Origin of the sequence: Burkholderia sp. MSMB1459WGS (assembly GCF_001534535.1) — a bacterium.
Lineage (GTDB): Bacteria > Pseudomonadota > Gammaproteobacteria > Burkholderiales > Burkholderiaceae > Burkholderia.
In genome coordinates, this window is record NZ_LPMU01000023.1 from 444,341 (window position 1) to 470,446 (window position 26,106).

24 protein-coding genes and 1 pseudogene are annotated in these 26,106 nt (G+C 68.3%); 15 read left to right on the forward strand and 10 right to left on the reverse strand.

Translation table 11 applies throughout. The annotated features are described in order from the left end of the window. The first annotated feature begins 105 nt into the window (after window positions 1-105). The gene (locus tag WT97_RS09655) at window positions 106-1,905 is read left to right on the forward strand and encodes a methyl-accepting chemotaxis protein (protein ID WP_059505240.1); all 1,800 of its coding nucleotides are present in this window, start codon (window positions 106-108) and stop codon (window positions 1,903-1,905) included. 36 nt (window positions 1,906-1,941) lie between these two features. Here the strand turns inward: WT97_RS09655 and WT97_RS09660 are convergent, their stop codons facing one another. After that, complete coding sequence (locus tag WT97_RS09660; protein ID WP_059789479.1) at window positions 1,942-2,982, reverse strand: sigma-54-dependent Fis family transcriptional regulator; 1,041 nt, start codon at window positions 2,980-2,982, stop codon at window positions 1,942-1,944. A gap of 395 nt (window positions 2,983-3,377) precedes the next feature. Here WT97_RS09660 and WT97_RS09665 point away from each other — a divergent pair, with 395 nt between their 5' ends. The 4 genes from WT97_RS09665 to WT97_RS09680 all read left to right on the forward strand — a co-directional run bounded on the left by WT97_RS09665 (window position 3,378) and on the right by WT97_RS09680 (window position 7,139). Further along, window positions 3,378-5,360, forward strand: coding sequence for an ATP-binding protein (locus tag WT97_RS09665; RefSeq protein WP_060036116.1), 1,983 nt, complete (start codon window positions 3,378-3,380; stop codon window positions 5,358-5,360). An 88-nt stretch (window positions 5,361-5,448) separates the two neighbouring features. Continuing rightward, window positions 5,449-5,859: a BON domain-containing protein gene (locus tag WT97_RS09670; RefSeq protein ID WP_060036115.1), complete on the forward strand. Its 411-nt coding sequence runs from the start codon at window positions 5,449-5,451 to the stop codon at window positions 5,857-5,859. Window positions 5,860-5,938: 79 nt separating this feature from the next. Further along, window positions 5,939-6,484: a hypothetical protein gene (locus tag WT97_RS09675; protein WP_034204843.1), complete on the forward strand. Its 546-nt coding sequence runs from the start codon at window positions 5,939-5,941 to the stop codon at window positions 6,482-6,484. Between the two features lie 28 nt (window positions 6,485-6,512). Next, complete coding sequence (locus WT97_RS09680) at window positions 6,513-7,139, forward strand: DUF4142 domain-containing protein (protein ID WP_060036216.1); 627 nt, start codon at window positions 6,513-6,515, stop codon at window positions 7,137-7,139. Between the two features lie 22 nt (window positions 7,140-7,161). Here WT97_RS09680 and WT97_RS09685 read toward each other — a convergent pair whose 3' ends face one another. The 3 genes from WT97_RS09685 to WT97_RS09695 form a co-directional block, all read right to left on the reverse strand. Beyond that, window positions 7,162-7,665: a PRC-barrel domain-containing protein gene (locus tag WT97_RS09685; protein ID WP_060036114.1), complete on the reverse strand. Its 504-nt coding sequence runs from the start codon at window positions 7,663-7,665 to the stop codon at window positions 7,162-7,164. 105 nt (window positions 7,666-7,770) lie between these two features. Beyond that, window positions 7,771-8,202 (reverse strand): CBS domain-containing protein, encoded by a 432-nt coding sequence (locus WT97_RS09690; protein ID WP_059505251.1) that lies wholly within the window; start codon window positions 8,200-8,202, stop codon window positions 7,771-7,773. A gap of 367 nt (window positions 8,203-8,569) precedes the next feature. Next, window positions 8,570-8,818, reverse strand: a complete 249-nt coding sequence (locus WT97_RS09695) for a hypothetical protein (protein ID WP_059505253.1) — start codon at window positions 8,816-8,818, stop codon at window positions 8,570-8,572. A 138-nt stretch (window positions 8,819-8,956) separates the two neighbouring features. On the opposite strand from WT97_RS09695, the gene WT97_RS09700 reads away from it, so the two are divergent. The 5 genes from WT97_RS09700 (at window position 8,957) to WT97_RS09720 (ending at window position 15,060) form a co-directional block, all read left to right on the forward strand. Then, on the forward strand, window positions 8,957-9,256 hold the full coding sequence (locus WT97_RS09700) for a hypothetical protein (RefSeq protein ID WP_060036113.1): 300 nt from the start codon (window positions 8,957-8,959) through the stop codon (window positions 9,254-9,256). Window positions 9,257-9,567: 311 nt separating this feature from the next. Next, window positions 9,568-9,879: a hypothetical protein gene (locus WT97_RS09705; protein ID WP_059505255.1), complete on the forward strand. Its 312-nt coding sequence runs from the start codon at window positions 9,568-9,570 to the stop codon at window positions 9,877-9,879. Window positions 9,880-10,082: 203 nt separating this feature from the next. Then, window positions 10,083-10,961: a MipA/OmpV family protein gene (locus WT97_RS09710; protein WP_059505257.1), complete on the forward strand. Its 879-nt coding sequence runs from the start codon at window positions 10,083-10,085 to the stop codon at window positions 10,959-10,961. Between the two features lie 107 nt (window positions 10,962-11,068). Continuing rightward, window positions 11,069-12,763: a VRR-NUC domain-containing protein gene (locus WT97_RS09715; protein ID WP_060036112.1), complete on the forward strand. Its 1,695-nt coding sequence runs from the start codon at window positions 11,069-11,071 to the stop codon at window positions 12,761-12,763. Further along, the gene (locus WT97_RS09720; protein WP_060353309.1) at window positions 12,760-15,060 is read left to right on the forward strand and encodes an ATP-dependent DNA helicase; all 2,301 of its coding nucleotides are present in this window, start codon (window positions 12,760-12,762) and stop codon (window positions 15,058-15,060) included. Before WT97_RS09715 ends, WT97_RS09720 begins: the two co-directional genes overlap by 4 nt. 107 nt (window positions 15,061-15,167) lie before the next feature. On the opposite strand, the gene WT97_RS09725 is transcribed toward WT97_RS09720, so the two are convergent. Beyond that, on the reverse strand, window positions 15,168-15,938 hold the full coding sequence (locus WT97_RS09725; protein WP_060353310.1) for an IclR family transcriptional regulator C-terminal domain-containing protein: 771 nt from the start codon (window positions 15,936-15,938) through the stop codon (window positions 15,168-15,170). A gap of 164 nt (window positions 15,939-16,102) precedes the next feature. On the opposite strand from WT97_RS09725, the pseudogene WT97_RS32500 reads away from it, so the two are divergent. Beyond that, a pseudogene (locus tag WT97_RS32500) lies at window positions 16,103-16,343 on the forward strand (AbrB/MazE/SpoVT family DNA-binding domain-containing protein). Further along, window positions 16,330-16,743 (forward strand): PIN domain-containing protein, encoded by a 414-nt coding sequence (locus tag WT97_RS09730; RefSeq protein WP_060353311.1) that lies wholly within the window; start codon window positions 16,330-16,332, stop codon window positions 16,741-16,743. The pseudogene WT97_RS32500 and the gene WT97_RS09730 overlap by 14 nt, the downstream one beginning before the upstream one ends. A 72-nt stretch (window positions 16,744-16,815) precedes the next feature. Here WT97_RS09730 and WT97_RS09735 read toward each other — a convergent pair whose 3' ends face one another. Together WT97_RS09735 and shiA are read right to left on the reverse strand one after the other, a co-directional pair. Then, window positions 16,816-18,117, reverse strand: coding sequence for a UDP-N-acetylglucosamine 1-carboxyvinyltransferase (locus tag WT97_RS09735; RefSeq protein ID WP_059505265.1), 1,302 nt, complete (start codon window positions 18,115-18,117; stop codon window positions 16,816-16,818). A 213-nt stretch (window positions 18,118-18,330) separates the two neighbouring features. Beyond that, a complete protein-coding gene (gene shiA, locus WT97_RS09740) occupies window positions 18,331-19,635 on the reverse strand; it encodes a shikimate transporter (RefSeq protein ID WP_059505267.1) in 1,305 nt (434 codons plus the stop codon). A 358-nt stretch (window positions 19,636-19,993) separates the two neighbouring features. On the opposite strand from shiA, the gene WT97_RS09745 reads away from it, so the two are divergent. Beyond that, window positions 19,994-21,121: a 4-hydroxyphenylpyruvate dioxygenase family protein gene (locus WT97_RS09745; protein ID WP_060353312.1), complete on the forward strand. Its 1,128-nt coding sequence runs from the start codon at window positions 19,994-19,996 to the stop codon at window positions 21,119-21,121. A 158-nt stretch (window positions 21,122-21,279) separates the two neighbouring features. Here the strand turns inward: WT97_RS09745 and WT97_RS09750 are convergent, their stop codons facing one another. From WT97_RS09750 to WT97_RS09760, 3 genes are all read right to left on the reverse strand, one after another. Continuing rightward, window positions 21,280-22,620: a type II toxin-antitoxin system HipA family toxin gene (locus WT97_RS09750; RefSeq protein ID WP_060353313.1), complete on the reverse strand. Its 1,341-nt coding sequence runs from the start codon at window positions 22,618-22,620 to the stop codon at window positions 21,280-21,282. A 2-nt stretch (window positions 22,621-22,622) separates the two neighbouring features. After that, window positions 22,623-23,030, reverse strand: a complete 408-nt coding sequence (locus WT97_RS09755; RefSeq protein ID WP_060353314.1) for a helix-turn-helix domain-containing protein — start codon at window positions 23,028-23,030, stop codon at window positions 22,623-22,625. A gap of 468 nt (window positions 23,031-23,498) precedes the next feature. Further along, window positions 23,499-24,164, reverse strand: coding sequence for a cation diffusion facilitator family transporter (locus WT97_RS09760; protein WP_060353315.1), 666 nt, complete (start codon window positions 24,162-24,164; stop codon window positions 23,499-23,501). 177 nt (window positions 24,165-24,341) lie between these two features. Between WT97_RS09760 and WT97_RS09765 the strand changes: the two genes are divergently transcribed. Together WT97_RS09765 and WT97_RS09770 are read left to right on the forward strand one after the other, a co-directional pair. Beyond that, the gene (locus WT97_RS09765; protein ID WP_257128472.1) at window positions 24,342-25,163 is read left to right on the forward strand and encodes a hypothetical protein; all 822 of its coding nucleotides are present in this window, start codon (window positions 24,342-24,344) and stop codon (window positions 25,161-25,163) included. A 6-nt stretch (window positions 25,164-25,169) separates the two neighbouring features. Then, the gene (locus WT97_RS09770) at window positions 25,170-26,090 is read left to right on the forward strand and encodes an alpha/beta fold hydrolase (RefSeq protein ID WP_060353316.1); all 921 of its coding nucleotides are present in this window, start codon (window positions 25,170-25,172) and stop codon (window positions 26,088-26,090) included. The last annotated feature ends 16 nt before the right edge of the window (window positions 26,091-26,106 follow it).

Here is a 26,106-nt window from a genome sequence, read left to right on the forward strand (position 1 = left end):
CGTTTCAACGAATTGTCACAACGACCTCAAGTAAGCGGCGCGATTTGCCGTTTACCCGGTGAATTCGTCCACCGGGCGTTCCCGCTCCCTTACCGAGTCGTTGCCATGTTCTCGTCCATTCGCGCCCGCATCCTCGCCGCGTGCGTCGCCATCGTCGTATTCGCGCTCGTCGCCACGACGCTGATCAACTATTTCATCGCGCGTTCGTACAACGACGATGCGATCGACCGCAATCTGACCTCGGTCGCCAGCGGCCACGTGGTCGGAATCGCCGACTGGGTCGCCACCCGCAGCCGGATGATCGCGTCGCTGCAGGATGCCGCGCTGACGCCCGATCCGCTGCCGGTGTTCAAGCAGATGGCCGCGGCCGGCGGCTTCACGAACGTCTATGCCGGCTACGCCGACAAGGCGTTCCACTTCTCCGACCCGACCGGCATCCCGCCCGACTACGACCCGACCGGCCGGCCGTGGTACAAGCAGGCCGCACAGGCCGGCAAGCCGGTCGTCACGCCGCCGTACGTCGATGCCGGCACGGGCAACCTCGTCGTCACGTTCGCGGTGCCGATTCTGCGCGACGGCGCGCTGAAGGGCGTCGTCGCCGCGGACGTGTCGATGGACAGCGTGATCGCCAACGTCAAGTCGATCCGCCCGACACCGGCCAGCTTCGGGATGCTGATCGACAGCAGCGGCCACGTCGTCGCGCACCCGGACGCGAAGCTCACGCTGAAGCCGGTTGCCGACGTATCGCCCGAACTCGGCTCGCTGGGCGTTGCATCGATCGCGGCGGCGAGCGCACCGGTCGAGGTCGGCGTCGGCGGCGACGCGAAGCTGGTGCGCGCGAAACCGGTGCCCGGTACCGACTGGTACGCGCTGGTGCTGCTCGACAAGACCGAAGCGACGGCCGGGATGCGTTCGCTGCTGACCGCGTCGCTGATGACGCTGATCGTGATCGTCGGCGTGGCGTCGCTGATCATCGGCGCGATCACCGCGACCGCGTTCCGCCGCCTGTCGCAGGTGCGCCAGGCGATGGCCGCGATCGGCTCGGGCGCCGGCGACCTGACGCAGCGCCTGCCGGCCGACGGCCGCGACGAAGTCGCCGACATCGCGCGCTCGTTCAACAGTTTCGTCGACAAGCTGAACGACGTGATGCGCCAGATCCGCGATGCGAGCGAATCGGTGCGCACGGCCGCGAACGAGATCGCGGCGGGCAACCAGGACCTGTCGTCGCGTACCGAATCGGCGGCGGCGAGCCTCGAGGAAACGGCGGCGTCGATGGAAGAGATCACCGCGACCGTCGGCCAGTCGGCGGCAGCCGCGAGCCAGGCCGACGAACGCGCGGCGGCCGCGTCGAGGATCGCGTCGCACGGCGGCGTGGTCGTGTCGGACGTCGTCGCGACGATGGGGAAGATCGAGGAAGCGTCGGGCCGGATCGGCGACATCATCGGCGTGATCGACGGGATCGCGTTCCAGACCAACATCCTCGCGCTGAACGCAGCGGTGGAAGCGGCCCGTGCGGGCGAACAGGGCCGCGGCTTCGCGGTCGTCGCACAGGAAGTGCGCAGCCTGGCGCAACGCAGCGCGCAGGCCGCGCGCGAAGTGAAGGTGCTGGTCGAATCGACGGTCGCGAGCGTGTCGGCCGGATCGGGGCAGGTGCGCCAGGCCGGCGACACGATGCGCGAGATCGTGTCCAACGTGTCGAACGTGACGACCATCATCTCCGAGATCACGCACGCGGCGAACGAGCAGACGCGCGGCATCCAGGAAGTGAACCGCGCCGTCAGCCAGCTCGACGAAATGGTGCAGCAGAATGCGGCGCTCGTCGAACAGTCGACCGCGGCGGCTACCGCGCTGCAATCGCAAGCGAACGCGCTGGCGACGACGGTCGGGCAGTTCAAGGTCGCCTGACGCGGCCGGCGGCCCGCGGCGTACGGCCCGCGATGCTCACGAGCCGCCCTGGTCGCGCATCAGCGCGAGCCGGTTGTAGAGCGTCTTCAGGCTGATGCCGAGGGCCTTGGCCGCACGCGGCTTGTTACCGTCGAAGTGACGCAGCGTCGCCACGATGAAGCGCTGCTGCGCATGGTGCAGCGTCGCGCCGAGCGGCAGCGCCATCGCGCCTTCCGACGTGCTGTCGACTGCCGGCATCGGCTGCTTCGGCAGCGCGATCTCGATGCCTTCGTCGGACAAGAGGTACGCGCGCTCGATCGTGTTGCGCAGTTCGCGCACGTTGCCTGGCCATGAATACGCGCGCAACGCGGCGATCGCCGCGCCGGTCAGCCGCTTGTGCGAGCGATGCCGCTCGTTCAGCGTGTCGACGAATTCCTGCGCGATCGTCTCGACGTCGCCGTCGCGCTGACGCAGTGGCGGCACGTAGATCGCGAACGCGGCGAGCCGGTAGAACAGATCCTCGCGCAGCCGGCCGTCGCGCACGGCGTCGGCCGGATTGTGGCGGGTGGCCGACACGAACCGCACGTCGAGCGGAATCGATTCGGTACCGCCCACGCGCACGATCGTATTCGACTCGATCGCGCGCAACAGCTTCACCTGCAGCGCCGCGGGCATTTCCGCGATTTCGTCGAGCAGCAGCGTGCCGCCGCGCGCGGCTTCGAAGAACCCTTCGCGCTGCGTGGTCGCGCCGGTAAAGCTGCCTTTCTCGTGCCCGAACAATTGCGCCTCGGCCAGCTCGGGCGGAATCGCGCCGCAGTTCACGGGCACGAACGGGCCGTCATGCCGTGCGCTGAGATCGTGCAGCCGCCGCGCGACGATATCCTTGCCGACCCCGCTTTCGCCGGCAATCATCACGCTCGCGCGGGTCGGCGCGATTTTCTCGATACGGCCGAGCAGCGTGCGCATCGCGGCGGACCGGCCGGACAACCGGCGACTGTCCGCGCGCTGCTTCGTCCGGTTTGCGGATTCACCCATAGGCGTTCGTGGGCCGTTTTGAAAAACGGCATCGCAGGTTCCGTTGCTTGCAATATTTATCATCGACAGCGAAACGGCCGCGAAGGTGCCGCGGAATAGAAAATTCCAATGTGCGCGACATGACCGACAGAAACGGGCCATCGGGCCGGTCGCCCGCCCTCGGTGTGACGCCGCGGTCGGGGTTGGATCGCCACTTTTTTACAGAAATCCGATGAAAAAAAAGGCCGGCGATACATCGCGGCGCGGCGCACGGCGATGCCGCCGGCCCGCCGCCCGGCCCGCCGGCGGCGCGGGCGTAGGGCGCGGCCATGCGTTGCCGCGAGCGCGACCTTGGCCAGCGCCGGGTACGTCGTTTGCTGACGCGTTCCTGCTCGCCCGGCGCGCTCGACGGGATGCCGGATGGTCGAAATGCGGCATCCCCCCGCACCAGACGGGAACCGGCGCGATGCAAGGATGCAATGAGGACTATGACCCGTGAGCTGCTTCGGCAGGGTGCATGGATCGTGCTGGCTGTCGGGGTGGCGTCCGCGCTGCAGGCGTGGGCGATTCAGGCTGTCGGCAAGCACGCGCCCTTTGCGCCGCTGCCTTTTTACGCCGGTGTGGCCGCCGCCGCATGGCTGACGTCGCTCACCGGCGGCCTTGTCGCGACCGCCGCCAGCCTCGGCGTGATCGCCGCATTGTGGTGGCGCGACGCGTCGCTGGCGACGCTGCTCGCGCAAGCCGGCGCGTTCGTCGCGATCGGTTTCGCCGAATGCGTGCTGGTGACGACGGTGAAGCCGCTGCTCGCAAACGATCGTTTGAGCGAGATCGATGACGACGACGGCGATCCGTACCCACCGCACCGTGAGCCGTCGTCCGTCGCCTGCGTGTCCGACGACGCGCTGCTGCGCCGCGTGGTCGATGCGTCGCCCGATGCGATCGTCGGGACCGATGCGCAGCGCAGGATCACCAGCTGGAATCCGGCCGCGGCAAGAATCTTCGGCATCGATACGGCCGAGGCGAACGGACGCGACGTCGCCACGATGATCGCGCCGCGCTGGCTGCGCCGACATGCGGTGCCCGCGTCGTTCGCGGACCTGCGCGAGCCGGTCGGGCCGCTCGACGTACTGTGCGTGCGCCGCGACGGCGGCCGTTTTCGCGCCACCTTCGTCGCCTCGCCGATCGTCGACGCGCAGGACCGCTGCGCGGGCCTGTCGCTGACGCTGCGCGAAGCGGGCGAACGCCGCCGCAACGAGCGCTACAACCTTCGCTCGCTGCGCGGCGCACGCGACGCGCGCATGCAGGCCGACACGTCGAACCGGCTGAAGGACGAGTTGCTGGCGACGGTGTCGCACGAACTGCGCACGCCGCTGAACGTGATCTACGGCTGGGTCGAGGTACTGCGCAACGCCGACGGCCAAGGCTTCGCGCAGCAGGCGGTCGACGCGATCGATCGCAGCGCGCGGTCGTTGTCGCACATGGTCGCCGATCTGCTCGACGCATCGTCCCTCGCGACCGGCCGGCTGCGCCTCGAACGCGTGCCGGTCGATCTCGTTCGGATCGTGCGCGACGCCACGCGCGAACTGGACGCGACGGCGCAGGCGAACGGGCTCGTGCTGTCGACGTCGTATGCGATGCCGGCCTGCGTGATCCCGGCGGACGGCGAGCGCCTGCGCCAGGTCCTGTCGAACCTGCTGTCGAATGCGATCAAGTTCACGCCGCCGGGCGGGCGGATCAACGTGTCGCTGACCCGCGCGGGGGAGCGCGTGCGGCTGTCGGTCTCCGACACCGGACAAGGGATTGCGCCGGAATACCTGCCGCACTTGTTCGATACGTTCAGCCGGCCGGAAGGCGCGTTCACGTCCCCCCGGCGCGGCCTCGGGCTCGGCCTGTCGATCGTGCGCAACATTGCGCAGCTGCACGGCGGCGAGGTCGTCGCGACGAGCGCAGGCGCCGAGCGCGGAACGACCGTCACGGTGACGCTGCCCGCGGGCTGGGACGCCGACGATCCGGTCGAGCAGCCGTCGCGCGCGAAGGGCAAGGCCGACATGGTCGCGCTCGACGGTCAGCGCGTACTGGTGGTCGACGACGATCCGACGTCGCGGACCAGCCTCGCGGCGGCGCTGGAGACCATGGGCGCGCAGGTATCGACCGCCTGGTCGGGACACGATGCGCTCGACGCGGTGGAGCGGCAGCAGCCGAGCGTCGTGCTGTCGGATCTCGCGATGCCGGACGGCGACGGTTACTGGCTGCTGGACCGGATCCGGCATTTGCCGAACGGCGGCGGACATCTGCCGGTCGTCGCGGTGACCGCGCATGCAGGCAAGGCCGACCGGCGCCGGGTGATGGCCGCCGGGTTCGATGCGTATCTGTGCAAGCCGGTCGACATGTCGACGCTCGCGAGCGTGATCGTCGACGTCGTGCCGGACGACATGGGCGACGGGAAGCCGCGCGAGCGGTAGCGGTACATACCCGACGTATAACCGACGCACACGCGGCGCGGCAATCCGGCCGCGTGGCCGTCCGGCCGCATACGAGAAAGGAGGCGCGATGGACGCAACGAAAAGCACGACGCGCGACGGCACGGGCAGCGAGCCGGCACGCACCAGGCATAGGACGCCGGTCGTGCCGATCGCGAGCATACTGATGCTGTCGTGTGCATGGATCGCGACGCCCCGCTACGCATCGGCCGAGGAGGGCACCCGTGCGAAGCTTGCGAGCCAGGCGTCGGCCGTCGGGGGGCAGATCCGCGATGCGACGCTCGCGTCCCGCGTCAGGGCCGCGCTCGTCGCCGAACGCGGCCTGGCCTCCGGCGACATCGACGTGCAGGTTCGCGACCGCGTGGTCGAACTGACGGGCAACGTGCCCGACGAGCGACAACGCGCGACCGCGATCCGCGTCGCGCACGACGTCAGCGGCGTGAGCGGCGTGCGCGACAAGCTGCAGATCCGCCGGAAGTAACGTGATGCGCGGGCCAGCGCCGGGCCGATCGGGCGTCGCGCGCCCGCGGTCCTGCGCGTCACTGGGCAGGAGGTTCGACATGGACACCATCATCGCGGGCCGTTTCTCGCGGCTCGAGCAGGCGGAACGCTGCGCGGAGCAGTTGCGCGGCCACGCCATGCATCGGGACGACGTGAAGGTCTTCTTTCTCAATCCGCCCGGACAGCACGCGCTGTTCTGGCTCGGCGGCGACGTCTATGCGGACTCCGCCGCGCGGCCTGGCGGCATCGGCGCGCTGGAAGGCGTGGCCATCGGCGCGATCGTCGGGCTCGCCGGGGCCGCGCTGCTCTATCTGGGCGGCCTTCATTCCCCGCTCGCGTGGATCGGCGTGCCGCTCGTCGGCGGGTACGTCGGCGCATTGTGCGGCGCGCTCGGCCGGATGCGCGGCGATGCGCCGGAGGGGCATGGCGCGCTGAAGCAGTGCGAAAACGGCGTCGTGCTGGCCGCGCACGTGACGCGGCGCACGATCGCGTTCGCGGAGCGGACGATGCTCGCCGCCGGCGCGCTATCGGTGGAGCGCACCGAGGGCGCATGGCACAACGGCGAGTGGACCGATTTCTTCACGTCGGCCCATCGTCCCGCGTGACGCTCCGTTGCCCGATACGGAGGCCCGGATGACGAAAACGAACCGGATGAAGCCACGCGGGCGTCGATCGGCGGCAATCGTCCTGACTGCCGCCGTGGGCGCGCTGGCGTTCGCGCTCTCGCATGCGCAGGCGCTGCCTGCTTCGTCCGCGCAGGTCGCGCCGGGCGTCGTGCGCCCCGGCCCGACCGCCGACGAGGCGGGCATGACCCAGCGGCCGATCGGCATCGACGCCGAGTTCGTCGACAAGGCCGGCATGATCGGCAAGGTGGAACGGCAGGCCGGGCAGCTTGCGCTCGATCGCTCGTCGAACGCGGACGTGAAGGCCTTCGCCCGCCGGATGGTCGACGACCATGCACGTATCGCGGACGAATTGCGGCACATCGGCGCGCAAAAGGGCATACCGGTCCAGACGCGCATGCTCGTCGACCCGGCGGTGACGGCATTGCGCGCGAAGAACGGGCGCGCGTTCGATACGGCGTACGTGGCGTTGGCGGGGCCTCGCGCACACGAAGCGGCAGTCCGGCTTTACGAAACCGAAGCGAAAGACGGCCGCGACCCGCAGCTTCGCGCATTCGCGGCCCGCACGCTGCCGATGCTGAACGCACACCTGAGCGCCTCCCGCCAACTCGCGAAGACGGTGGCCGCCGCGCAGTGATCCGCCTTTCGGCCGATGGGCTTCAGTGCCGCCGCGTGCCGTCTTCGGGGCCGCCCGGCGACGCCTCGTACGGCGGCGAATCGAGCGCCGTTTCGCCTTCCTCGATCAGCCAGTACGGCGAACGGCCGTAGTACGCATGCAGTGCTTCGGCCCATTCGGGGTCGGCCATCGTCGGCCACCGGCTCTTGTCGAAGCCGGGCGCCTCGCGCACACGCGCGGTGTCGACCGGCAACACGAAGCATTCGCGCTCGGCATCGAGTACGAGCGCGTTCCACGGCACCGCGAGCAGCTTGTCGCCGATCCCGAGCAGGCCGCCCGACGACACGACCGCGTATGCGATTCGTCCGGCGCGCACGTCGAGCATGATGTGGGTGACCTTGCCGATGTCGTCGCCGTCCAGCGTCAGCACGCGATCGCCTTCGAGCGTGCGGGCGGCCATCACGTCGGGGCCCGGGCCGCCGACGGCCGTACGCGGATTCGTGCCGACGATGCGCGCGGCGTCGCGCGACGGTTTGTCCGTTGTCATCGAAAACCTCCTGGTCGAAGCGGCAACCCGGCCCGCGCGCGAATTCGTCGCGCGGGTATTGCGCCGGGGCGGCAGGCCGCGCGGGATGATGGATGGGAACGCCGCTCAGCGGCGGCGCGGCAGCGATACGTCCTCGAGCGTGTTGGCCAGCTCGTCGCGAGCTGGGCCGCCCGCGCGCGTGGCGATGTCGCCGAGCGACACCATGCCGACCAGCTTCAGATTGCGGTCGAGCACCGGCAAGCGGTGCAACTGCACGTCGGCCATCCGCTGCTGGACATCGCCGACGCCGTCGTCCTCGACGCACCATTGCACGGGTCTGGACGCAACCGCCTGCACGGGCGTATCGGGCGAATGGCCGTGCGACAGCGCCCGCACCGCCAGATCGCGATCGGTCACGATCGCGACGAGTTCGGCGCCGTCGCAAACGGGCAGCACGCCGATATCGAAGCGCTGCATCAATTCGGCTGCATGGCGAATCGTGTCGGTCGGCGCGACGCACACTACGTCGCGCGACATGATCTCGTTGACGCGATACATGAACGTCTCCTTCGTGAGCGGGGACGATGCGGGAGCACCGCGCGTGCCGCGCGAGGCGCACGCGTCGGGCCCAAGGCCTCTTCACGCTGATAACGGGCTTGCGCCGGATAGCCGGCGACGGAGAAATTTGCCAGCCTGCTTGTACATCTTCCACGGCGCAGACGCGGCCGTCGACGCGGGACGTCAGTGGCCGATGCCCGTCATCGTGACGATTGCGAGGACCACCGCGCTTTCGATCGCGGCCAGCGCCGCGACGCCGGCTGCGCCGCTTACTTCATGCCATCTGCGTTCAAGGACTTTCATCGATCGCTCCTGATTGGGCCGGCGCGCGGCTGCGCTGTCACGCAGCGCGTGCCGGGTGCCGCCGTCAGCCGTGATCGCGGGGCGGGGAAGGGACGTGCGGCGCGCGACGTTCGCGCTCGCCGGACGGCTTGGCGGGGTCGATACGCGTCGCACCGCCGACGGCGGGCGGGTCGCTGGCCGGGAACGTCTCCTCGAGCCCTTCGTCGATGCGTTCCTCCGTCTTGTCTTCGGACGGCGGACGCGACGTGGCGAACCGGAGCAGTCCGGCAGCCGGTGACACGGCGTCGCGGCGGCCGGGGGCGTGAACGGTCATGATCGAACCTCCTTGTCGATGAGAAGGCGCAAGCGCCGTACCCGCGGCAACCGCGGCACGGCGCTTGCAAGCCGCGAGAACCGGCCGGGCATGCGGGTACGACGCGCACGGGGCCGGTATGGACGAGAGGACATCGCGATGAATGCAGCCAGGGAAAGGATACGTTACGACGCGAACGTATGCGGCGGCGATTTCGGCCACGTGCGCGAGCGGTTCGACACGTGGAAGCGCGAATCGCGGGTCTATCGGCCGGAGCGGCGCATGTTCGACGGCAAGGACGAGGTACGCGAGCTGAACGACACCGTCTACGACGGCCCGGAGCGCGCGCAGCAGGCGCTCGTCGCCCATTGCGAACCGTCCGATCCGTTCGCGCTTGCCGTGCAACTGAGCGCCGAGGGGCGCACGATGTGGCTCGTCATGGCGGCCTACGACGACTGAACCCGACGGCGCGATAGCGGGCACGGCGCGATAGCGGGCACGGCGCTTGCGGGCGCTCGCTTCGCCATCGAAATGCGCGCGCCGTCGCGCAGGAGTGACATGAATACGCCATCCATGCTGCACCGCCCCGAACCGACGACACCCGACGTCGACCCGGATCCGCCGCCGCCCGGGCACGACGACCCGGTCGACCCGCCCGTGCCCGACGGGCTGCCGCAAGGCGATCCGCCGTCGAACCCGCCGCCGATGCGGATGCCGGACGGGGGCAGTGCGCCACCACCGGCCGCGCGAACACTGAAAGGAGGACCGTCATGGACATTCACGTGCAATCGCCGGACAAGCGCGCGATCGCTCAGGTACTGGGCCGCTATTTCGAATCGCGTTCGCTGCACTATCACATCGAGGAATTGCCGGGCGGCGTGCTGCAGATCGGCTTTCGCGCCAGCGGCCGCCCGGTCGCCGTCACCGTTTCGTTCGACGATGCCGCATACGACACTTATACGCACTGGGACGCGAGCCAGAAGCAACTGGCGCTCGGCCGGCTCGCCGACGGCTTCTCGCGGATGATGTCGTCGCGCAGTCCGGCCGCGCTCGCCGGCGACTATCACGTCGAGCGTTTCTGATTCCGCAATCATCCGCCGGCGCATGCCGGATCCCGGCAAAGTGCCCGTACACAACGGGCGCTTTGCGTCCGCACGCGTGTCGCGTAGGATGTCCGTTAATTCAGCGCACACTACGTTCGCGCAGCGGGCTGCCGACTGTTGCAGCCGCTGAAGCGCGACACGCTTTCCTTCAGGTTCGTTTCGTGCAGCCGACGGAGACCGCCTTGACCACTGTTGCTCGCCTGTTGCTGTCACCCGGCGCACGCCGGTTCGTATCCGGCCTGTCGGCATGCGCGGCGCTTGCCGCCGGCGCGCGCGACGCGGCGGCCCAGACGCCGTCGCCGCTCGGCGAATGGCAATACACGGCGGGCGTACCGCTCCAGAAACTCTTCGATCCGAATATTCCCGCCTGGCAGGTGAGCGTCGGCGCCGCGATGACGCTGCAGCCGCGCTACGCGGGCTCCGACCGCTATCGCGTGATGGGCGGCCCGAATTTCGACATCCGTTATCGCGACCTGTTCTTCCTGTCGACCGGCGAGGGCCTCGGCGCGAACGTGTTGCGCGGGCCGAACTGGCGCGTGAGCCTGGCGGTCGGCTATGACCTCGGACGGCGTTCGGCCGACGATCTCGGCCACCTGAACGGCCTCGACAACATCAACGCGGCGCCCGTGATGAAGCTCGCCGCCGATTACGTCGTCTCGAAGGATTTCCCGCTCGTGCTGCGCGCGGACGTCCGGCGCAGCATCGGCGGGTCGAACGGCTGGACCGGCGATTTCTCCGCGTACATGCCGATGCCCGGCAGCAACGAGCACTTCTTCTGGTTCGCGGGGCCCACCGTGTCGTTCGCCGATTCCCGCTACATGAACAGCTGGTTCGGCGTGAACCAGGGCGCGGCCGCGCGCTCGGGGTTGCCGGCCTATTCGTCGGGGGCCGGGATCAAGTCGGCCGGCCTCGGCGTGACGATGGTGTGGTTCGTGAACAAGCACTGGTTCGTCACGATGGACGGCGCGATCGAGCAGCTCGTCGGTCGCGCGGCGCGCAGCCCGATCACGCAGCAGTCGACCAACGGCGTGTTCGACATGTCGGTGAATTACCAGTTCTGACCGAAGCCGGATCGCAGGCGGATAGCGGGAGGGCGATGCCGCGTACAGCATCGCCCGTCACATTTGATATGATTGCGACCTGTACAAACGTACAGTGATCGATCCCCGTGACGCCTGCCTCACCGACGCCTCCGGCGTTTTACTACCTGACCAATTTCGAACGCGCGCTGGCCTGGCTCGGCGAGCGTTACGACGACCTGTTCGACGCGCACGAGCACGCGTTCGTCCGGCAGTTCGCGGCGCTGCCGCAGGCATCGCGGGCGCTGCTCGTGCGGATGCTGATGCGCAACGGGTCCGATTTCCGCGCGAGCAAGCTCGTGTACGACGAGATCGGCTGCACGCTCGACGCCGCCGCGCCGCTCGTCGCCCTCGGCTGGGTCGATCCGGCACCGCCGCTCACGCTCGACGAGCTGTTCGCGCTGTCGACCAAGGCCGATCTGCTGCGCATCTTTCCGTCGCTCGCCGCGCACGCGGGCGAACGCAAGGCCGACTGGCTCGACCGGCTGCGGCCCGCGCACGACGTCGCGCAACCGCTCGACGCGTGGTGCGCACAGGCCGACGACCGCGTACTGCGCGTGACGGTCGGCGCACTGTGCGACCGGCTGCGGCTGATGTTCTTCGGCAATCTGCATCAGGACTGGAGCGAATTCGTGCTCGCCGATCTCGGCGTGTTCCAGTACGAAAGCGTGCCGATCGCGCCGTCGTCGCGCGCGTTCCAGCAGCGTGGCGACGTCGACGCGTATCTCGCGCTGCAGATGTGCCGCGACGCGCTCGATGCATGGCCCGACGATCTGCCGTTCGACGACCTGATCCGCGCGCTGGCCGCAGTCGACTGTGCGCAGCCGTGGCTCGCGACGCGCCGCGCGAAGCTGCTGTTCGCGCTCGGCCAGGCGTGCGAGCGCCGTGCCGACTGGGGTACCGCCCTCGACGCGTACACCCGCAGCGCGTGGCCCGGCAGCCGCCACCGTCGCATCCGCGTGCTCGAACGCTGCGGACGCGACGACGACGCGCTCGCGCTGGCGCTCGACGCACGCGGCGGCTTCGAGAGCGACGAGGAGCGTCAGCGCGTCGAGCGCATGCTGCCGCGCCTGCAACGCCGCGCCGGCCAGCGGGTCGAACGCGCGGCTGCCGCCGCCGACGTACCGCGCGAGACGCTCGTGCTGGCGCGCCCCGACGCATCCGTCAGCGTCGAATTCGCCGTGCGCGATCATCTCGCGCAGCCGGCTTCACCGGTCCACTACGTCGAAAACACGCTGATCAATTCGCTGTTCGGGCTGCTGTGCTGGGAGCCCGTGTTCGCGGCCGTGCCCGGTGCGTTTTTTCACCCGTTCCAGCGTGGCCCGGCCGATCTGCACGCACCCGATTTCGCGATGCGCCGCGCGGCGGCCTTCGACGCATGCTTCGCGCAGCTCGATTCGGGCGCGTACCGCGACACGATCCGCCGGCATTTCGCGACGAAGGCCGGGCTGCAATCGCCGTTCGTGTTCTGGGGCGTGCTGACCGACACGCTGCTCGACGAAGCGCTCGCCTGCCTGCCGCCCGAGCATCTGCGGCTATGGTTCACGCGCCTGCTCGCGGATATCCGCAGCAACCGGTCCGGCCTGCCCGATCTCGTCCGCTTCTGGCCCGACGAACGCCGCTACGAGCTGATCGAGGTGAAGGGCCCCGGCGACCGGCTGCAGGACAACCAGACACGCTGGCTCGCCTACTGCGTCGCGCACCGCATGCCGGTGCGCGTCGTCGACGTCGAGTGGGCCGGCGCGGCCGTCGCGCACGCCGAAGCGGCGGGGTTGTCCGCATGAGCTACGTCGTCGCGGTGCGGGCGATGTGCGAGTTCACCGCGCGGCGCGGCGATCTCGACCTGCGCTTCACGCCCGCGCCGACCGCGCTCGAAGGCATCGCCGGCCACGGCGCGGTCACGTCGAAGCGCGGCGCGCGCTACGAAACCGAGATCGCGCTGACGGGCACGTGGGGGACGCTCACCGTGCGCGGCCGCGCGGACGGCTACGATCCCGTGGCGAACCGGCTCGAGGAAATCAAGACCTATCGCGGCAGCCTCGACGCGATGCCGGACAACCATCGTGCACTGCACTGGGCGCAGGCCAAGGTCTATGCGCACCTGATGTGCGACGCGCGCGATCTCGAGGAAATCGACGTCGCGCTCGTGTATTTCGACATCGTGTCCGAGCGCGAGACCGTGCTGACGGAAACGCTGGATGCCGGCACGCTCGCGACGTTCTTCGCCGAGCAGTGCGCGTGCTTCGTCGGCTGGGCCGAACGCGAGACGGCCCATCGCGCCGCCCGCGACGCGGCGCTGCGCGCGCTCGCGTTTCCGCACGCGCAGTTCCGCAGCGGCCAGCGCGAGCTGGCGGTGGCCGTCTATCGCGCGGCGCGCGACGAACGCTGCCTGATGGCGCAGGCGCCGACCGGCATCGGCAAGACGCTCGGCACCGTGTTCCCGCTGCTGAAGGCATGCGGCGAAGGCGAGCTCGACCATGTGTTTTTCCTGACCGCGAAAACGCCCGGCCGTGCGCTCGCACTCGAAGCGGCGACGACGCTCGGCGCCGGCACGCCCGCGCTGCCGCTGCGCGTGCTGGAACTCGTCGCGCGCGACAAGGCGTGCGAGCATCCGGGCAACGCGTGTCACGGCGAATCGTGCCCGCTTGCGAAAGGCTTCTACGACCGGCTGCCGGCCGCGCGCGACGCGGCGATCGACGCCGGGCTGCTCGATCGCGACACCGTGCGCGCCGCGGCGCTCGCGCACGACGTCTGTCCGTATTACCTGGCGCAGGAGCTCGCGCGCTGGTCGGACATGGTGATCGGCGACTACAACTACTACTACGACGGCAGCGCGATGCTGCACACGCTCGCGCAGCAGAACCAGTGGCGCGTCGGCGTGCTCGTCGACGAAGCGCACAACCTGCTCGACCGCGCCCGCAAGATGTACAGCGCGTCGCTCGATCCGTTCGCGTTCGCGGCCGCGCGCGAAGCCGCGCCCGCGGCGCTGCGCAAGGCATTCGACCGGCTGGCCCGTGCGTGGGGCACGCTCAATCGCGCACAGGCCGAGCGCTATGCGGCCTATCCCGACGTGCCGGGCCCGATCGTATCGGCCGTGCAAAACCTCGTCGCGGCGATCGGCGAACACCTGACCGACGCGCCGCGCGCGAACGGCGACGCGCTGCTGCGCTTTCATTTCGAGGCGATCCAGTTCGGCGTGCTGGCCGAAGCGTTCGACAGCGCATCGATCTTCGACGCGACGCTGCATGGCGAACCGATGCCGCGGCAGCCTGCGCTCGACGGCGTGGCGACGGCCGGCCGCCGGCGCCGCGTCCAGTCGACGCTGTGCGTGCGCAACGTGATCCCGGCCGGCTTCCTGGCGCCGCGCTACGAAGCCGCGCGCGCAACCGTGCTGTTCTCGGGCACGCTGAGCCCGTTCCATTTCTACCGCGACACGCTCGGGCTGCCCGGCGATACGGGCTGGCTCGACGTCGACGGGCCGTTCCGCGCCGAGCAACTGACGGTGCGTGTCGCGAGCCACGTGTCGACGCGCTGGCGCGACCGCGATCGCTCGCTCGAGCCGATCGCCGACCTGATCGCCGCGCAATACACGGCCCGGCCCGGCAACTATCTCGGCTTCCTGAGCAGCTTCGACTACCTCGGGCGCGTGGTCGCGCTGATGCAGACGCGCCATCCGGACGTCCCCGTGTGGGCGCAAGCGCCCGGCATGGCCGAAAGCGAGCGCGACGCGTTTCTCGCGCGCTTCGACGCGGCCGGCCGCGGCGTCGGTTTCGCGGTGCTGGGCGGGGCTTTCTCGGAAGGCGTCGACCTGGTCGGCGAGCGGCTGATCGGCGCGTTCATCGCGACGCTCGGATTGCCGCAGGTCAACGACGTCAACGAGCAGATGCGGCGCGCGATGGACGCGCGCTTCGGCAACGGTTACGACTACATGTACCTGTACCCGGGGCTGCAGAAGGTCGTGCAGGCGGCCGGGCGCGTGATCCGGACCGAGCACGACGAGGGGGTCGTGCATCTGATCGACGACCGTTACCGGCGGCGCGAGGTGCGCAATCTGTTGCCGCGTTGGTGGCGGATCGGGTGAAGGGCAAAAACCGGCCGACGGACTACCGGTTGCGGCGCAGGGCGCTATTCGTTACGTAGCGGGGTTGCAGGCGTTGCACCGGGGCCGTTCGCGGCGAGCAGGGTGCGCTACAGCACGTTGAGCATCGCGAGCGCCGCTTCCTGCAGATGCGGCAGCACGCGCCGCACGGCCGCGTCGGTCGTCTCCGCGCCGATCGGCATGTTCGTGCTCAGCGCGGCGACGACTTCGCCGTGACGGTTCTTCAGCGGCACCGCGATCCCGCGCACGCCAACCTGCAACTGCTGCTCGATCGCCGCGTAGCCGGCGTCGCGCGCCTGGTCGATCTGTTCGAGCAGCCGCGCCTTGTTGGTGATCGTGTGCGGCGTGAACGGCGGCAACTCGGTCTCGTCGAGCCACGCGCGCACGGCCTCGCGATCGGGATGATGGGCGAGCAGCACGACACCGGGCGACGTCAGCGGCGCCGGCACGCGTGCGCCGAGCACGAAGCCCGTCGTCATCACGCGCGACACGCCGTTGCGGGCGATGAACACGAGCTCCCAGCCGTCGAGCACGCTGACGTACGCCGATTCGTTCAGCGACGCGCTCAGTTGCTGCAGATAAGGCTGGACCGTGCGCGGCAGCCGCGCCGAATCGAAGTACGACCAGCCGACCCGCAGCACGCGCGGCGTGAGGCCGTACAGCTTGCCGTCGGTGTACACGTAGCCGAGCGACTCGAGCGTCAGCAGGTAGCGCCGCGCGGCCGTGCGCGTGAGGCCGGTGCGGGCGGCGGCCTGCGTGGGCGTCATGCGCGCGTGCTGGCTGTCGAACGCCTCCAGGATCATCAGGCCTTTTTCGAGGCCGGCAATCCAGTCGCGTCGGTCGAGATCGGGCTTTTTCATCGTCGCAGGCGGGCAGTGGATGCGCGGTATTCGCGCGGGAGTGAGCGATTATCGCGCGAGTCATGGGTAATGGGGCGCGCGTGCCGGCCCAATTGTCCATTCAGTCGAATTGCGGATTCGCACCAACAATATACAAACGACGACGTATATCCATGGAGGCTCGGATGCAGGTCGCTAAATGGGGCAATAGCCTGGCGGTTCGTCTTCCGGCCAGTGTGGTCGACGCACTGGAACTGCGCGAAGGCGACGATATCGAGATCGTGGTCGACAGTCCCCGCGTTTTCGCGGTAAGCCGCAAGCCGCAAGCCGAGGCCCGACGAGATTCTGGAGCGACTACGGCGTTTCAGGGGCAAGTTGCCCGCGGATTTCAAGTTCAGCCGGGACGATACGAATGAGCAGGATTGAGACGGAGAAATCGTTCGTCGACAGCAATGTCGTGCTTTATCTGCTGTCCGACGACGAAACCAAGGCAAATCGTGCGGAGGTGCTGTTCCTTCGCCGGCCAACCATCAGCGTCCAGGTATTGAATGAGATCGCCAGTGTCTGCAACCGCAAACTGCGGATGCCGTGGCGCGAGGTTGGGGAGTTTCTGGAGCCGATCAGGCGTTTGTGCCATGTCGTGCCGCTCACCGTCGATGCGCACGACCTCGCGCGGCGGCTGGCGCAGTGGCATCGCTTGTCCTTCTACGACGCATGCATCGTGGCAACTGCTTCGATCGAGGGGTGCGAATATCTGTACACCGAAGCCATGTACGGCGGCCTGCAAGTGGACGGCGGTCCGGTATTGCGCAACCCGTTTGCTTGAGGACGGACGAACCGGAAAAGCGGAGGAACCGGATGCGACGCGACCGTTACGCGCGCCGCATCCGCCATGGCCTTACTCGCTGCTCGTCCACTCGACGTTCGCGCCGACCGAACGCAGGTTCTCGACGAAATGCGGATGCGCGCGGCGGATCGGCAGCGCGTTCATGATTTCCGAGCGGCCTTCGATGCTCGCGGCCACCATCAGCAGCGCGATCGCGACGCGGATGATGTACGGGCTCTCGACGCGCGCCGGCGTCAGTTGCAGTCCGCCGAACGTGATCAGCCGGTGCGGGTCGGACAACAACACGTGCGCGCCGAACTTCGACAGTTCGCCGGACCAGCCGAGTGCGCCGTCGTAGACCTTGTTCCAGAACATCGCGCTGCCTTCCGCGCGCACGCCGAGTGCGATGAAGATCGGCAGCAGGTCGACCGGCAGGTACGGCCATGGCGCGGCCTCGACCTTGGTCAGGATGTTCTGCGTGAACGGCCGGCGCACGCGCAGCGGGCCGTCGCGCTCCGCGCGCGACCAGCCGTCCCGGTGCGTGACGGTGACGCCGAATTTCGCGAACGTGCGGTCGATCAGCGGGAAATGCTCGGGCGACGAATTGCGCACCGTGATGTCGCCGCCCGTGATCGCGCCGAGCGCAAGGAACGTCGCGATTTCATGGAAATCCTCGGCGAAGCGGAACTCGCCGCCGCCGAGCTTGCCGCCGCCCGTCACGCAGAGCCGCGACGTGCCGATGCCCTCGATCGCGACGCCGATCATCGCGAGGAACTGGCAGAACTCCTGCACGTGCGGCTCGGAGGCCGCGTTCATCAACGTCGACGTGCCGTTCGCGGCCGTCGCGCACAGCGCGAAGTTCTCGGTGGTCGTCACCGACGCGTAGTCGAGCCAATGAGCGTTGGCCGTCAGCGGCCCGTCGGTACGGACGATCAGCGAATCGGGCGTGCGCTCGATGTGTGCGCCGAAACGTTCGAACACCTCGACGTGCGGATCGATCTCGCGCACGCCGAGCGTGCAGCCCTTCACGTCGTTCTCGAGGCGCGCGACGCCGAAGCGCGCGAGCAGCGGCGGAATCAGCATGATCGACGAACGCATCGCCTCGGGCAGCCGGTGGATGGCCGGATCGAATTGCGTGTTGCGATGGTGAAGCTCGAGCAGACCCGTCGTGAAATCGACCGACACGTCGCTGCCGAGCGTGCGGAAGATGTCGAGGATCTTGCGTACGTCGGTGATGTCCGGCACGCCGACGAGGCGCAGCGGCTGATCGGTCAACAGGGTGGCGCACAGAATCGGCAGGACGGCGTTCTTGTTCGCGGACGGCTTGATGTCCCCGCGCAGCGGAGTGCCGCCGTGGACGATGAGATTCGACATGATATGGGGGCGTATCGGTGACTGACGTAGGCCCATATGATGCCATTGGTCGGCATGCGGCGTGGAGTGTTCGGAGGGGAAAAGGGGAATCGGCGCGCGTAACTGACAGTGTTTGACGTCGCGCCGCGATGCGGCGGGTCGAATGCCGGCCGGCATGGCCGAACGACCGCCGCGTTGGCCGACCGCGAATCGGGTCGGCCAACGGTCAGGCCGTCATTGCGCCGCCCGCATCCGCGCGGCGACCGCCAGCGAGATCAGGCAGCCGAACGCCAGATAGCCGGCGACGAGGTGCCACGAACCGCCTGCCACGCTGACGAGGCCGACCGCGATGAACGGCGTGAACCCGCCGCCTACGACGCTCGCGAACTGGTAGCCGACACCCGCGCCGCTGTAGCGGTATTCGGCGCCGAACAGCTCGGTGAACAGCGGCTGCTGGACGCTCACCACCATGTCGTGCGCGGCGTTCGCCAGCAGGATCGAGAAGATCACGATCCACGCGATCGATCGAGCTTCCAGCGCGACGAAGAACGGCACCGCCGATACGAGGCCGATCAGCGCGCCGATCAGGTAGATGCGGCGCAGGCCGTAGCGGTCGGCCAGCCATGCGAAGCAGGGGATCGTCACGCAGCTCACCGCGCCCACCAGCAGGCCGATGTTCAGGAACAGGTCGCGCGACATGCCGAGGTTCGTCGTCGAATAACTGAGCGCGAACGCGGTGACGATATACATCGTGAACAGTTCGGCGAGCCGCAGCGCGACGATCAGCAGGAACGCCTTAGGGTGGCGCGTCAGCGCCTCCAGCACCGGCAGGCGCAGCTTGCGGTTGCCGTGCTCGACCTTCTCGACGAACTCCTGCGATTCGTCCATGTTCTTGCGCACCCACAGTCCGATCAGCACCAGCACGATGCTGAACACGAACGGCAGGCGCCAGCCCCACGACTTGAACGCCGCCTCGCCGAGCGTATGGCTCAGGATCGAGACGATGCCGGTGGCCAGCACGAGCCCGACGCCGTAGCCGACTTGCACGCCGCTGCTGTAGAACGCCTTCTTCTGCTTCGGCGCGCTCTCGACGGCCATCAGCGCCGCGCCGCCCCATTCGCCGCCGACCGCGAAGCCCTGGATCGCGCGCATCAGCACCAGCAGCACGGGCGCCCACCAGCCGATCGTCGAGAACGTCGGCAGCAGGCCGATCGCGACCGTCGACAGCCCCATCAGCATCACGGTCAGCACGAGCATCCGCTTGCGGCCGAGCCGGTCGCCGTAGTGGCCGAACACGATGCCGCCGAGCGGCCGGAACAGGAAGCCGACGCCGAAGGTGGCGAATGCCGCGAGCGTGCCCATCGTCGGGCTGACTTTCGGGAAAAACTCGGAATTGAACACCAGCGCGGCGACGATCCCGTACAGCAGGAAGTCGTACCAGTCGACGACGGCGCCGACAAAGCTGCCGATCGCAGCCTTGCGGGCCTGGCTGCGAGCGCGAGCGCCGGCGGTGTCGAGGGTGTCGAAGGTGGGGGTCATGGCGATGTCTCCTGGCACGGCGCATCGTGGAATCGTGGCGGCGCCGCGTCCGATGCTGCATTGAAGTCGATGAGTGAACGGAGAATAGGGCGCGGGCCGCACGGCGGCAATTGGCCAATCGGACAATGTGCGCGATTATCGTTCAATTACGTGCGATTATCGAACGCTTTTGGGGTTTGCACTAAGCGGCGCGACGATATGCCGTTTGGCCGGGGTGTGCCGCGGTGAACGATCTGGTTAAAATCTGCAACATCGACAACTCGCCCGTTCGGGGCGGACGCGAGGCCGCCGCATCGGCCGCGCATGCCGCACGCGACGGGCACGAACCCCCATCGACCGCATGCCCCCGGAGACTGGAATGCCCGGCAATTTCCACCCCTTGTCCAGCGATACGCCGCCCGTTGCCGATCCGGCCGCCAATCCGCTCGGGATGGCCGGCCTCGAATTCGTCGAATTCGCGGCGCCCGTGCCGGAAGCGCTCGCGCAGCGCTTCGAGCAGTTCGGGTTCAAGGCGATCGCGCGGCACGTCAGCAAGAACGTCACGCTGTACCGGCAGGGGCAGATGCATTTCCTCATCAACGCCGAGCCCGATTCGTTCGCCGCGCGCTATGCGGAGGAATACGGGATGGGCGTCTGCGCGATCGGGTTGCGCGTGGCGAACGCCCGGCGCGCGTTCGAGCGCGCGATCCAGCTCGGGGCGTGGGCGTTCGAAGGCGAAAAGGTCGGCGTCGGCGAGCTGAAGATCCCGGCGATCCAGGGCATCGGCGATTCGCACCTGTATTTCGTCGATCGCTGGCGCGGGCGGGGCGGCCAGCGCGGCGGCGTCGGCGACATCTCGATCTTCGACATCGATTTCCGGCCGATCGACATCGCGACCGCGCATACCGATCTCGATTGCGCGGGCGTCGGCCTGCAGCAGGTCGACCACTTCACGCAAACCGTCGGCGCGGGCCGCATGCAGGAGTGGCTGGATTTCTACCACGACCTGCTGCATTTTCGCGAGATCCACCAGATCGACGCGCACTGGCATGTGTCGGAGGAATCGCGCGTGATGGTGTCGCCGTGCGGCGCGGTGCGGATTCCGGTCTACGAGGAAGGTACGCGGCGCACCGAGCTGATGCATGCGTACCTGCCCGACCATCCGGGCGAGGGCGTGCAGCACGTCGCGCTGGCCACCGACGACATCCTGGCGTGCGTCGATGCGTTGCGCGCGAACGGCGTCGAATTCATCGAGCCGCCCGTACGCTATTACGACGACGTCGACGCGCGGCTGCCCGCGCACGGTGTCGATCTCGACGCGCTGCGCCGCCGCGCGGTGCTGGTCGACGGCGAGATCGGCGACGACGGGGTGCCGAGACTGTTCTTCCAGACCTTCGTCAAACGCCGCCCCGGCGAGATCTTCTTCGAGATCGTGCAGCGCAAGGGGCACCACGGGTTCGGCGAGGGCAACCTCGCGGCACTCGCCCGCGCGCGCGACGCCGGCTGAACGATCAAGCGCCGGCGGCCGGCAAGCGGTTCGGGGCGGAGCGTTCGATGTCCGTATCTGCGGCGGCATAACCGCTTCGGTCCTGCCAGGACCGCCCGTCGACCGAGGGTCGAAGTATTGCGGCGAAGACCGGCAGCCCGTCGCAGCCGGTCGATTTGTCACGCCGCGCCGGCCGCCGCGAGTTTGCGGCTTTGCCGACGCATGCCCGCGAATATCGCGTCTGCCACGTCCGCCGGAAAATCCGCCGGGATCTGTGCGACGGCTTCGGCAATCGCGGGCTCCGTCCGTGCTGCGACGGCCGTCATCGCGGCCCGCACGTCATCTTCGGTCAGGCCGACGCGCCGGCCCTGTGCGATCCAGTGGCGCGGCCGGATTTCCCCGATCACGTAGTGCCGGTTCTTCCCGCAGACGGCCATCGCCAGGCGCGCGCGGCTCGGCGGGATCTGATTGCGGCGCGTACCGATGATCGGATGCGCGGACAGCACGTCGTACAGCGGCGTGCTGCGATACGTATTACCGGGCAGGTGCGCGATGCTGAAGTTCTTCGCGTGGCCGTCGATCGCAGCCAACCCCCAGAACACGAGCTGTGCGACGAAGAAATTCATCCGGTCGCGGGAAGCGTCGGCCGAATTCGCGAGGATACCCATGATCGTCTCGATGCCGGGGCCGCCGTCCGCTTCGTATTTCGCCCCCGACGGCGTGCCGGTCGCCTGACACATGTCCTCCTGCGGCAGCCGCAGGATCCACGAGCCGTCGCGCGACGGGCGCCGGTCGAAGCGCTCGACGATCAGCGCCTTCTGATCGTCGAACCGGCCGATTTCGCACGGTGCGACCGGCAAGCCGTACGCGGCGACGATCTTCGAGCACAACCATTCGTTTTCGACGGACGTGCGCATGTCGGCCTGCATGTTGCCGACGCGCCCGAGCGGCAGCTTGAAGATGTGGGTCGTCGGCGTGCTGCCCGACGGCCGCAGCCAGCGGTTGCGCTGACGCAGCAGCGCGGTCTTTTCCTGCGCGCCGGCAATCGACAGGCGCAGGTCGCCGTGCGGTTCCCCGTGGCCGGGCAGCGGCGCGGCGGTCGCGTGGCGCAGCACATCGGCAACGGCTGCGTCGTCGAGCGGCGCACCTTCGATTCCGTTGAGATTGACCGGTGTCTCGTCGGGCGGCAGCATTTGAATCGCGCCGACGCAATCGCGGCCGATCGATGCGAGCAAGTCGAATGGCGCTGTCGACCGGAGCCGGTAACGCTGCGCGATGCGACGGCGGATCGGCTCGCTGTCCGGCAGCAGATTGTCGAAGTAGTCGGCCACGATCGCGCCCTGGTGCGGCTGGTTGCCGGGCGTGAAGGGCAGCGACAACGACAGCGGCCGGCCCTGGGGATCGTCGAGCCAGTCCGGCAGGTAGACGAGACGCTCGACCCCACGCCGGATTTCCCAGTAGCCGACAGGAATGCCGTTCATCCACAGGTCGAGCCGGTTGCTGCGGGCGCGTGCGACCATCGTCACCAGTCCTCCCGCTCCGACGCGCGAGGCCTGGCCCGAGTCGTCGCTGTCGGGTGCTTCCGCGCAGTTCTAACGGCGGCCCCGGTCGGGGTTGTGGCGGCCGTGGTGCCGCGCTTGCTCGCGACCGGCTTGCGGCGCACCACCGGTTCGGCATCGGGAGCCGAATCGGCCGCTTCCGCCGGTGCATCCCGCTCGTCGAGGCTGAGCAACATGCGAACGCCAAGCGCGTTCATCACCTTGAAAAGCCGTTCGATGCTGACCGCCGACGGGTTGGCTTCGAGCTGAGCATAAGATTGCTGGGTGATGCCGAGGCGGGCGGCCAGTTGCGCCTGCGTGAGCCCCGCGGATTTGCGGAAACCGACGAGGATCGGGCGCAATTGGGTCAAGGTCTGGACAGGAAAGGCCATCGGGCGCTCCGCGAGATGACAGGTGATCGTTTGTAATCGGAAAATACAGTCTATGGCATGTATCGTCAAAATACAAACTAAAGGCTGTATTAACAAAATACAAGCAATAGCCTGTTACGCGGAGCCCGATCGGTCAGCCCGCCTGCGGTCGTCGCGCACGATGCCCGCGCATCGCCCCATCACGCCGTCTGCGGCGCATACGTGTGCGTCGCGGGATGCCGTGCAAGGCGGCCCGATATTCCATTGCGCGAAACCGTCCGATGTGTATGCCGCGGCCGTTGCCCGGCGGCGCTCGTGCGGATTTTGCCCGGGAGTGTCGTGCCGTTCGGCGATAGCATCGGCACGCCAGGAACGACATGCCGATGGCGACATCTCGCAAAAGAGGCTCGCGGGGGGCGAGCCTCTTCTTCATTCCGTGCAGTCGATCACGCGCATCGAAGCATCGACGAGCGGCGCGACGATCCGCGTTCACGACCCGCGCGTCGAGCGATTCGCCCAATCGGCCAGTGCCGGCCACTGCGCATAGCCGCGCCGGATGAACCCGGCGCCCGTGCGGATCACGAGCGCACCGATCGCGAGCGCCGCCAGATCGTCGAGGCGGCCGAAGCCGAGCAGCGCAGCACTCATCGCGAGCGCCGCGAGCAACGACGACAGCGCATCGGTCCGCACGTGCCAGCCGCTCGCCTCGAGTAGCGCGGAGCCGGTCTCGCGCGCCTGGCGCAGCATCCAGTACGACAGCACGGCCTTGCCGGCGAGCGTGACGGCAGCCAGCGCGAGCGCGGTCGCGCCCGGCTGCACGACGGGCGGCGTATCGAACCGGGTCAGCGCATGCCAGATCATCTGCGCGCCGGTTGCGGCCAGCAACGCGCCGAGGCCCGCGAGTGCGAGCGGCTCGTAGGTCGGGCGCCGCTCCGGCGGCAGGCGCGCGTCGAACCGGCAGGCGACGAGGATCAGCGCATCGGCCGCAAGATCGATCGCGGCGTGCGCGACGTCCGCGAGCAGCCCCGACGAATGCGCGAACCATGCCGCCGCCGTCTCGACGGCGAGCAGCAGCAGGTTGATCGCGAGGCTGATAGCGAGGGCGCGGGACATGGCTGCGTAAACGTGGGGCGTGGCGCGCGACGGGCGCTGCATGTCGGTTCGCTTGTCGGAATCGGGGCGGCTTCGAACGTTACCGGCCTACGGTGGCACGCGAATGACAGACCGAACGAAGGCCCTGAGCGACGATTAGGCCCCCGGCGATCCACTTTCCGCTCATCCGTAGCGCCCCAACGCTTTCGATCATGCTGAAAAAATTACAGCGCGCGTTCGTTGGTAGCGAATTCGACGGCATCGCATGAGGCTGCCGCGCCGTCGACGCAGGCCGCTCGCGCGAGCGTCGAAGCGCGACAAGCGCCGCTGCCGGCGTGCGGTCAGGACCGTGATTTGCTCGCGCGACAGCCCGGCATGTTCGCCCAAACGGCGTATGTTTTTTCTCGGACGCCATCGGGCACCGCCGAGCGACGAAATGTACCGCCCCTTCGCTTCAGCAATCAGATGCACGACAGCCAACGCCTTTCCCCGTCCGACACGATTCGCGAGTCGAGCACGATCGTCGTCGGCCGCGTCGTTCATCCGGGACGGGAAAGGCAATTCGATCGATGGGCGCGCGAGATCGACGCGGCAGCGCGGCGTTACCCGGGGCATCTCGGAAACGTTCGCCTGAGCGATTCAAGCGGCATCAACTATCTGGTTTATCGTTTCGACTCGCCGGAGCACCTGCATGCGTGGGAGGCCTCCGGGGAACGGCGAAAGCTGGTTGCGAAGGGCGACGAGATATCGGACGAACATCGCGACGCCGCCGTCGGCATGGATGCGTGGTTCGCGATTGCCGGCAAGCCCGCTGCACCGAAGTGGAAGACGTTTCTCGTGACGTGGCTGGCGGTTTATCCGGTCCTGCTGTCGATCACCTTCCTTCTGAACGCGCTCCTTCCCGCGCTGGAGCGTCCTGTCCAACTCGCGCTCAGCTCCGCACTCCTGACTTCGTCGCTGACCTGGATCATCATGCCGCTCCTCACGAGGCAACTTCGGCCATGGCTGCTCCGGGGCGTGAAGCAGGTCGACAGGCTGAGCGACCGGCAACGTAACGGATGACGACCCATGCAGAATGAACGATCGATGTCAGGGATGCCGGCGGCCGGCTTGCCGGCCGGTTTCCATCAGCGATTCAGCCGGCGCTACGCGCAGGTCGACGACGTGCGTCTCCATTACGTGAGCGGCGGGCCGGACGACGGCGAGATGGTGATCCTGCTGCATGGCTGGCCGCAAACCTGGTACACGTGGCGTCACGTGATGCCGGTGCTGGCGGAAGAGGGGTATCGCGTCGTCGCGGTCGATTACCGCGGCGCGGGCGAATCGGACAAGCCGCTCGGCGGCTACGACAAGGCCTCGATGGCAGGCGACATCCGGGCGCTCGTCCGCCAGTTGGGCGCGACGCGCATTCACCTCGTCGGCCGCGACATCGGCGTGATGGTCGCCTACGCGTACGCCGCGCAATGGCCTGCCGAGATCGCGAAGCTTGCGATGCTCGACGTTCCGGTGCCGGGCACGCGAATCTGGGACGAAGCGAAGGCCCGTGCCGATCCGCAGATCTGGCATTTCGGCTTGCATCAGCAGCGCGATATCGCCGAAATGCTGATTGCGGGCAAGGAGCACGCGTACATCCTCGATTTCTACAAGAAGAGAACCCACGCCCCACTGTCGGACGACGATATCGCCGTCTACGCCGCCGCTTATGCGGCGCCAGGCGCGCTACGCGCCGGATTCGAACTCTATCGCGCGTTTGCGCAGGACGAGACGCAGTTCAAGGCGTTCATGAAGCACAAGCTCCCGATGCCGGTGCTGGCGCTCGCCGGCGACAAGAGCAACGGCACCAAGGAACTCGACATGGCGAGGGAACTGGCGCTGGACGTGCGCGGAGCCGTTGCGCCGAACACCGGTCATTGGCTGCCGGACGAGAATCCGGCCTTCCTGACGCGCCAATTGATCGACTTCTTCAGGGAAGCGGCGCCCGGCCGCTGAAGGCAGGCGCGCTTCG

Excerpts from the sequence above, each read along its gene's own strand:
- WT97_RS09655 (WP_059505240.1), top strand. The coding sequence starts at position 106 with ATGTTCTCGTCCATTCGCGCCCGCATCCTCGCCGCGTGCGTCGCCATC.
- WT97_RS09660 (WP_059789479.1), bottom strand. The coding sequence starts at position 2,982 with ATGATAAATATTGCAAGCAACGGAACCTGCGATGCCGTTTTTCAAAAC.
- WT97_RS09665 (WP_060036116.1), top strand. The coding sequence starts at position 3,378 with ATGAGGACTATGACCCGTGAGCTGCTTCGGCAGGGTGCATGGATCGTG.
- WT97_RS09670 (WP_060036115.1), top strand. The coding sequence starts at position 5,449 with ATGGACGCAACGAAAAGCACGACGCGCGACGGCACGGGCAGCGAGCCG.
- WT97_RS09675 (WP_034204843.1), top strand. The coding sequence starts at position 5,939 with ATGGACACCATCATCGCGGGCCGTTTCTCGCGGCTCGAGCAGGCGGAA.
- WT97_RS09680 (WP_060036216.1), top strand. The coding sequence starts at position 6,513 with ATGACGAAAACGAACCGGATGAAGCCACGCGGGCGTCGATCGGCGGCA.
- WT97_RS09685 (WP_060036114.1), bottom strand. The coding sequence starts at position 7,665 with ATGACAACGGACAAACCGTCGCGCGACGCCGCGCGCATCGTCGGCACG.
- WT97_RS09690 (WP_059505251.1), bottom strand. The coding sequence starts at position 8,202 with ATGTATCGCGTCAACGAGATCATGTCGCGCGACGTAGTGTGCGTCGCG.
- WT97_RS09695 (WP_059505253.1), bottom strand. The coding sequence starts at position 8,818 with ATGACCGTTCACGCCCCCGGCCGCCGCGACGCCGTGTCACCGGCTGCC.
- WT97_RS09700 (WP_060036113.1), top strand. The coding sequence starts at position 8,957 with ATGAATGCAGCCAGGGAAAGGATACGTTACGACGCGAACGTATGCGGC.
- WT97_RS09705 (WP_059505255.1), top strand. The coding sequence starts at position 9,568 with ATGGACATTCACGTGCAATCGCCGGACAAGCGCGCGATCGCTCAGGTA.
- WT97_RS09720 (WP_060353309.1), top strand. The coding sequence starts at position 12,760 with ATGAGCTACGTCGTCGCGGTGCGGGCGATGTGCGAGTTCACCGCGCGG.
- WT97_RS09725 (WP_060353310.1), bottom strand. The coding sequence starts at position 15,938 with ATGAAAAAGCCCGATCTCGACCGACGCGACTGGATTGCCGGCCTCGAA.
- WT97_RS09730 (WP_060353311.1), top strand. The coding sequence starts at position 16,330 with ATGAGCAGGATTGAGACGGAGAAATCGTTCGTCGACAGCAATGTCGTG.
- WT97_RS09735 (WP_059505265.1), bottom strand. The coding sequence starts at position 18,117 with ATGTCGAATCTCATCGTCCACGGCGGCACTCCGCTGCGCGGGGACATC.
- shiA (WP_059505267.1), bottom strand. The coding sequence starts at position 19,635 with ATGACCCCCACCTTCGACACCCTCGACACCGCCGGCGCTCGCGCTCGC.
- WT97_RS09745 (WP_060353312.1), top strand. The coding sequence starts at position 19,994 with ATGCCCGGCAATTTCCACCCCTTGTCCAGCGATACGCCGCCCGTTGCC.
- WT97_RS09750 (WP_060353313.1), bottom strand. The coding sequence starts at position 22,620 with ATGGTCGCACGCGCCCGCAGCAACCGGCTCGACCTGTGGATGAACGGC.
- WT97_RS09755 (WP_060353314.1), bottom strand. The coding sequence starts at position 23,030 with ATGGCCTTTCCTGTCCAGACCTTGACCCAATTGCGCCCGATCCTCGTC.
- WT97_RS09760 (WP_060353315.1), bottom strand. The coding sequence starts at position 24,164 with ATGCAGCGCCCGTCGCGCGCCACGCCCCACGTTTACGCAGCCATGTCC.
- WT97_RS09770 (WP_060353316.1), top strand. The coding sequence starts at position 25,170 with ATGCAGAATGAACGATCGATGTCAGGGATGCCGGCGGCCGGCTTGCCG.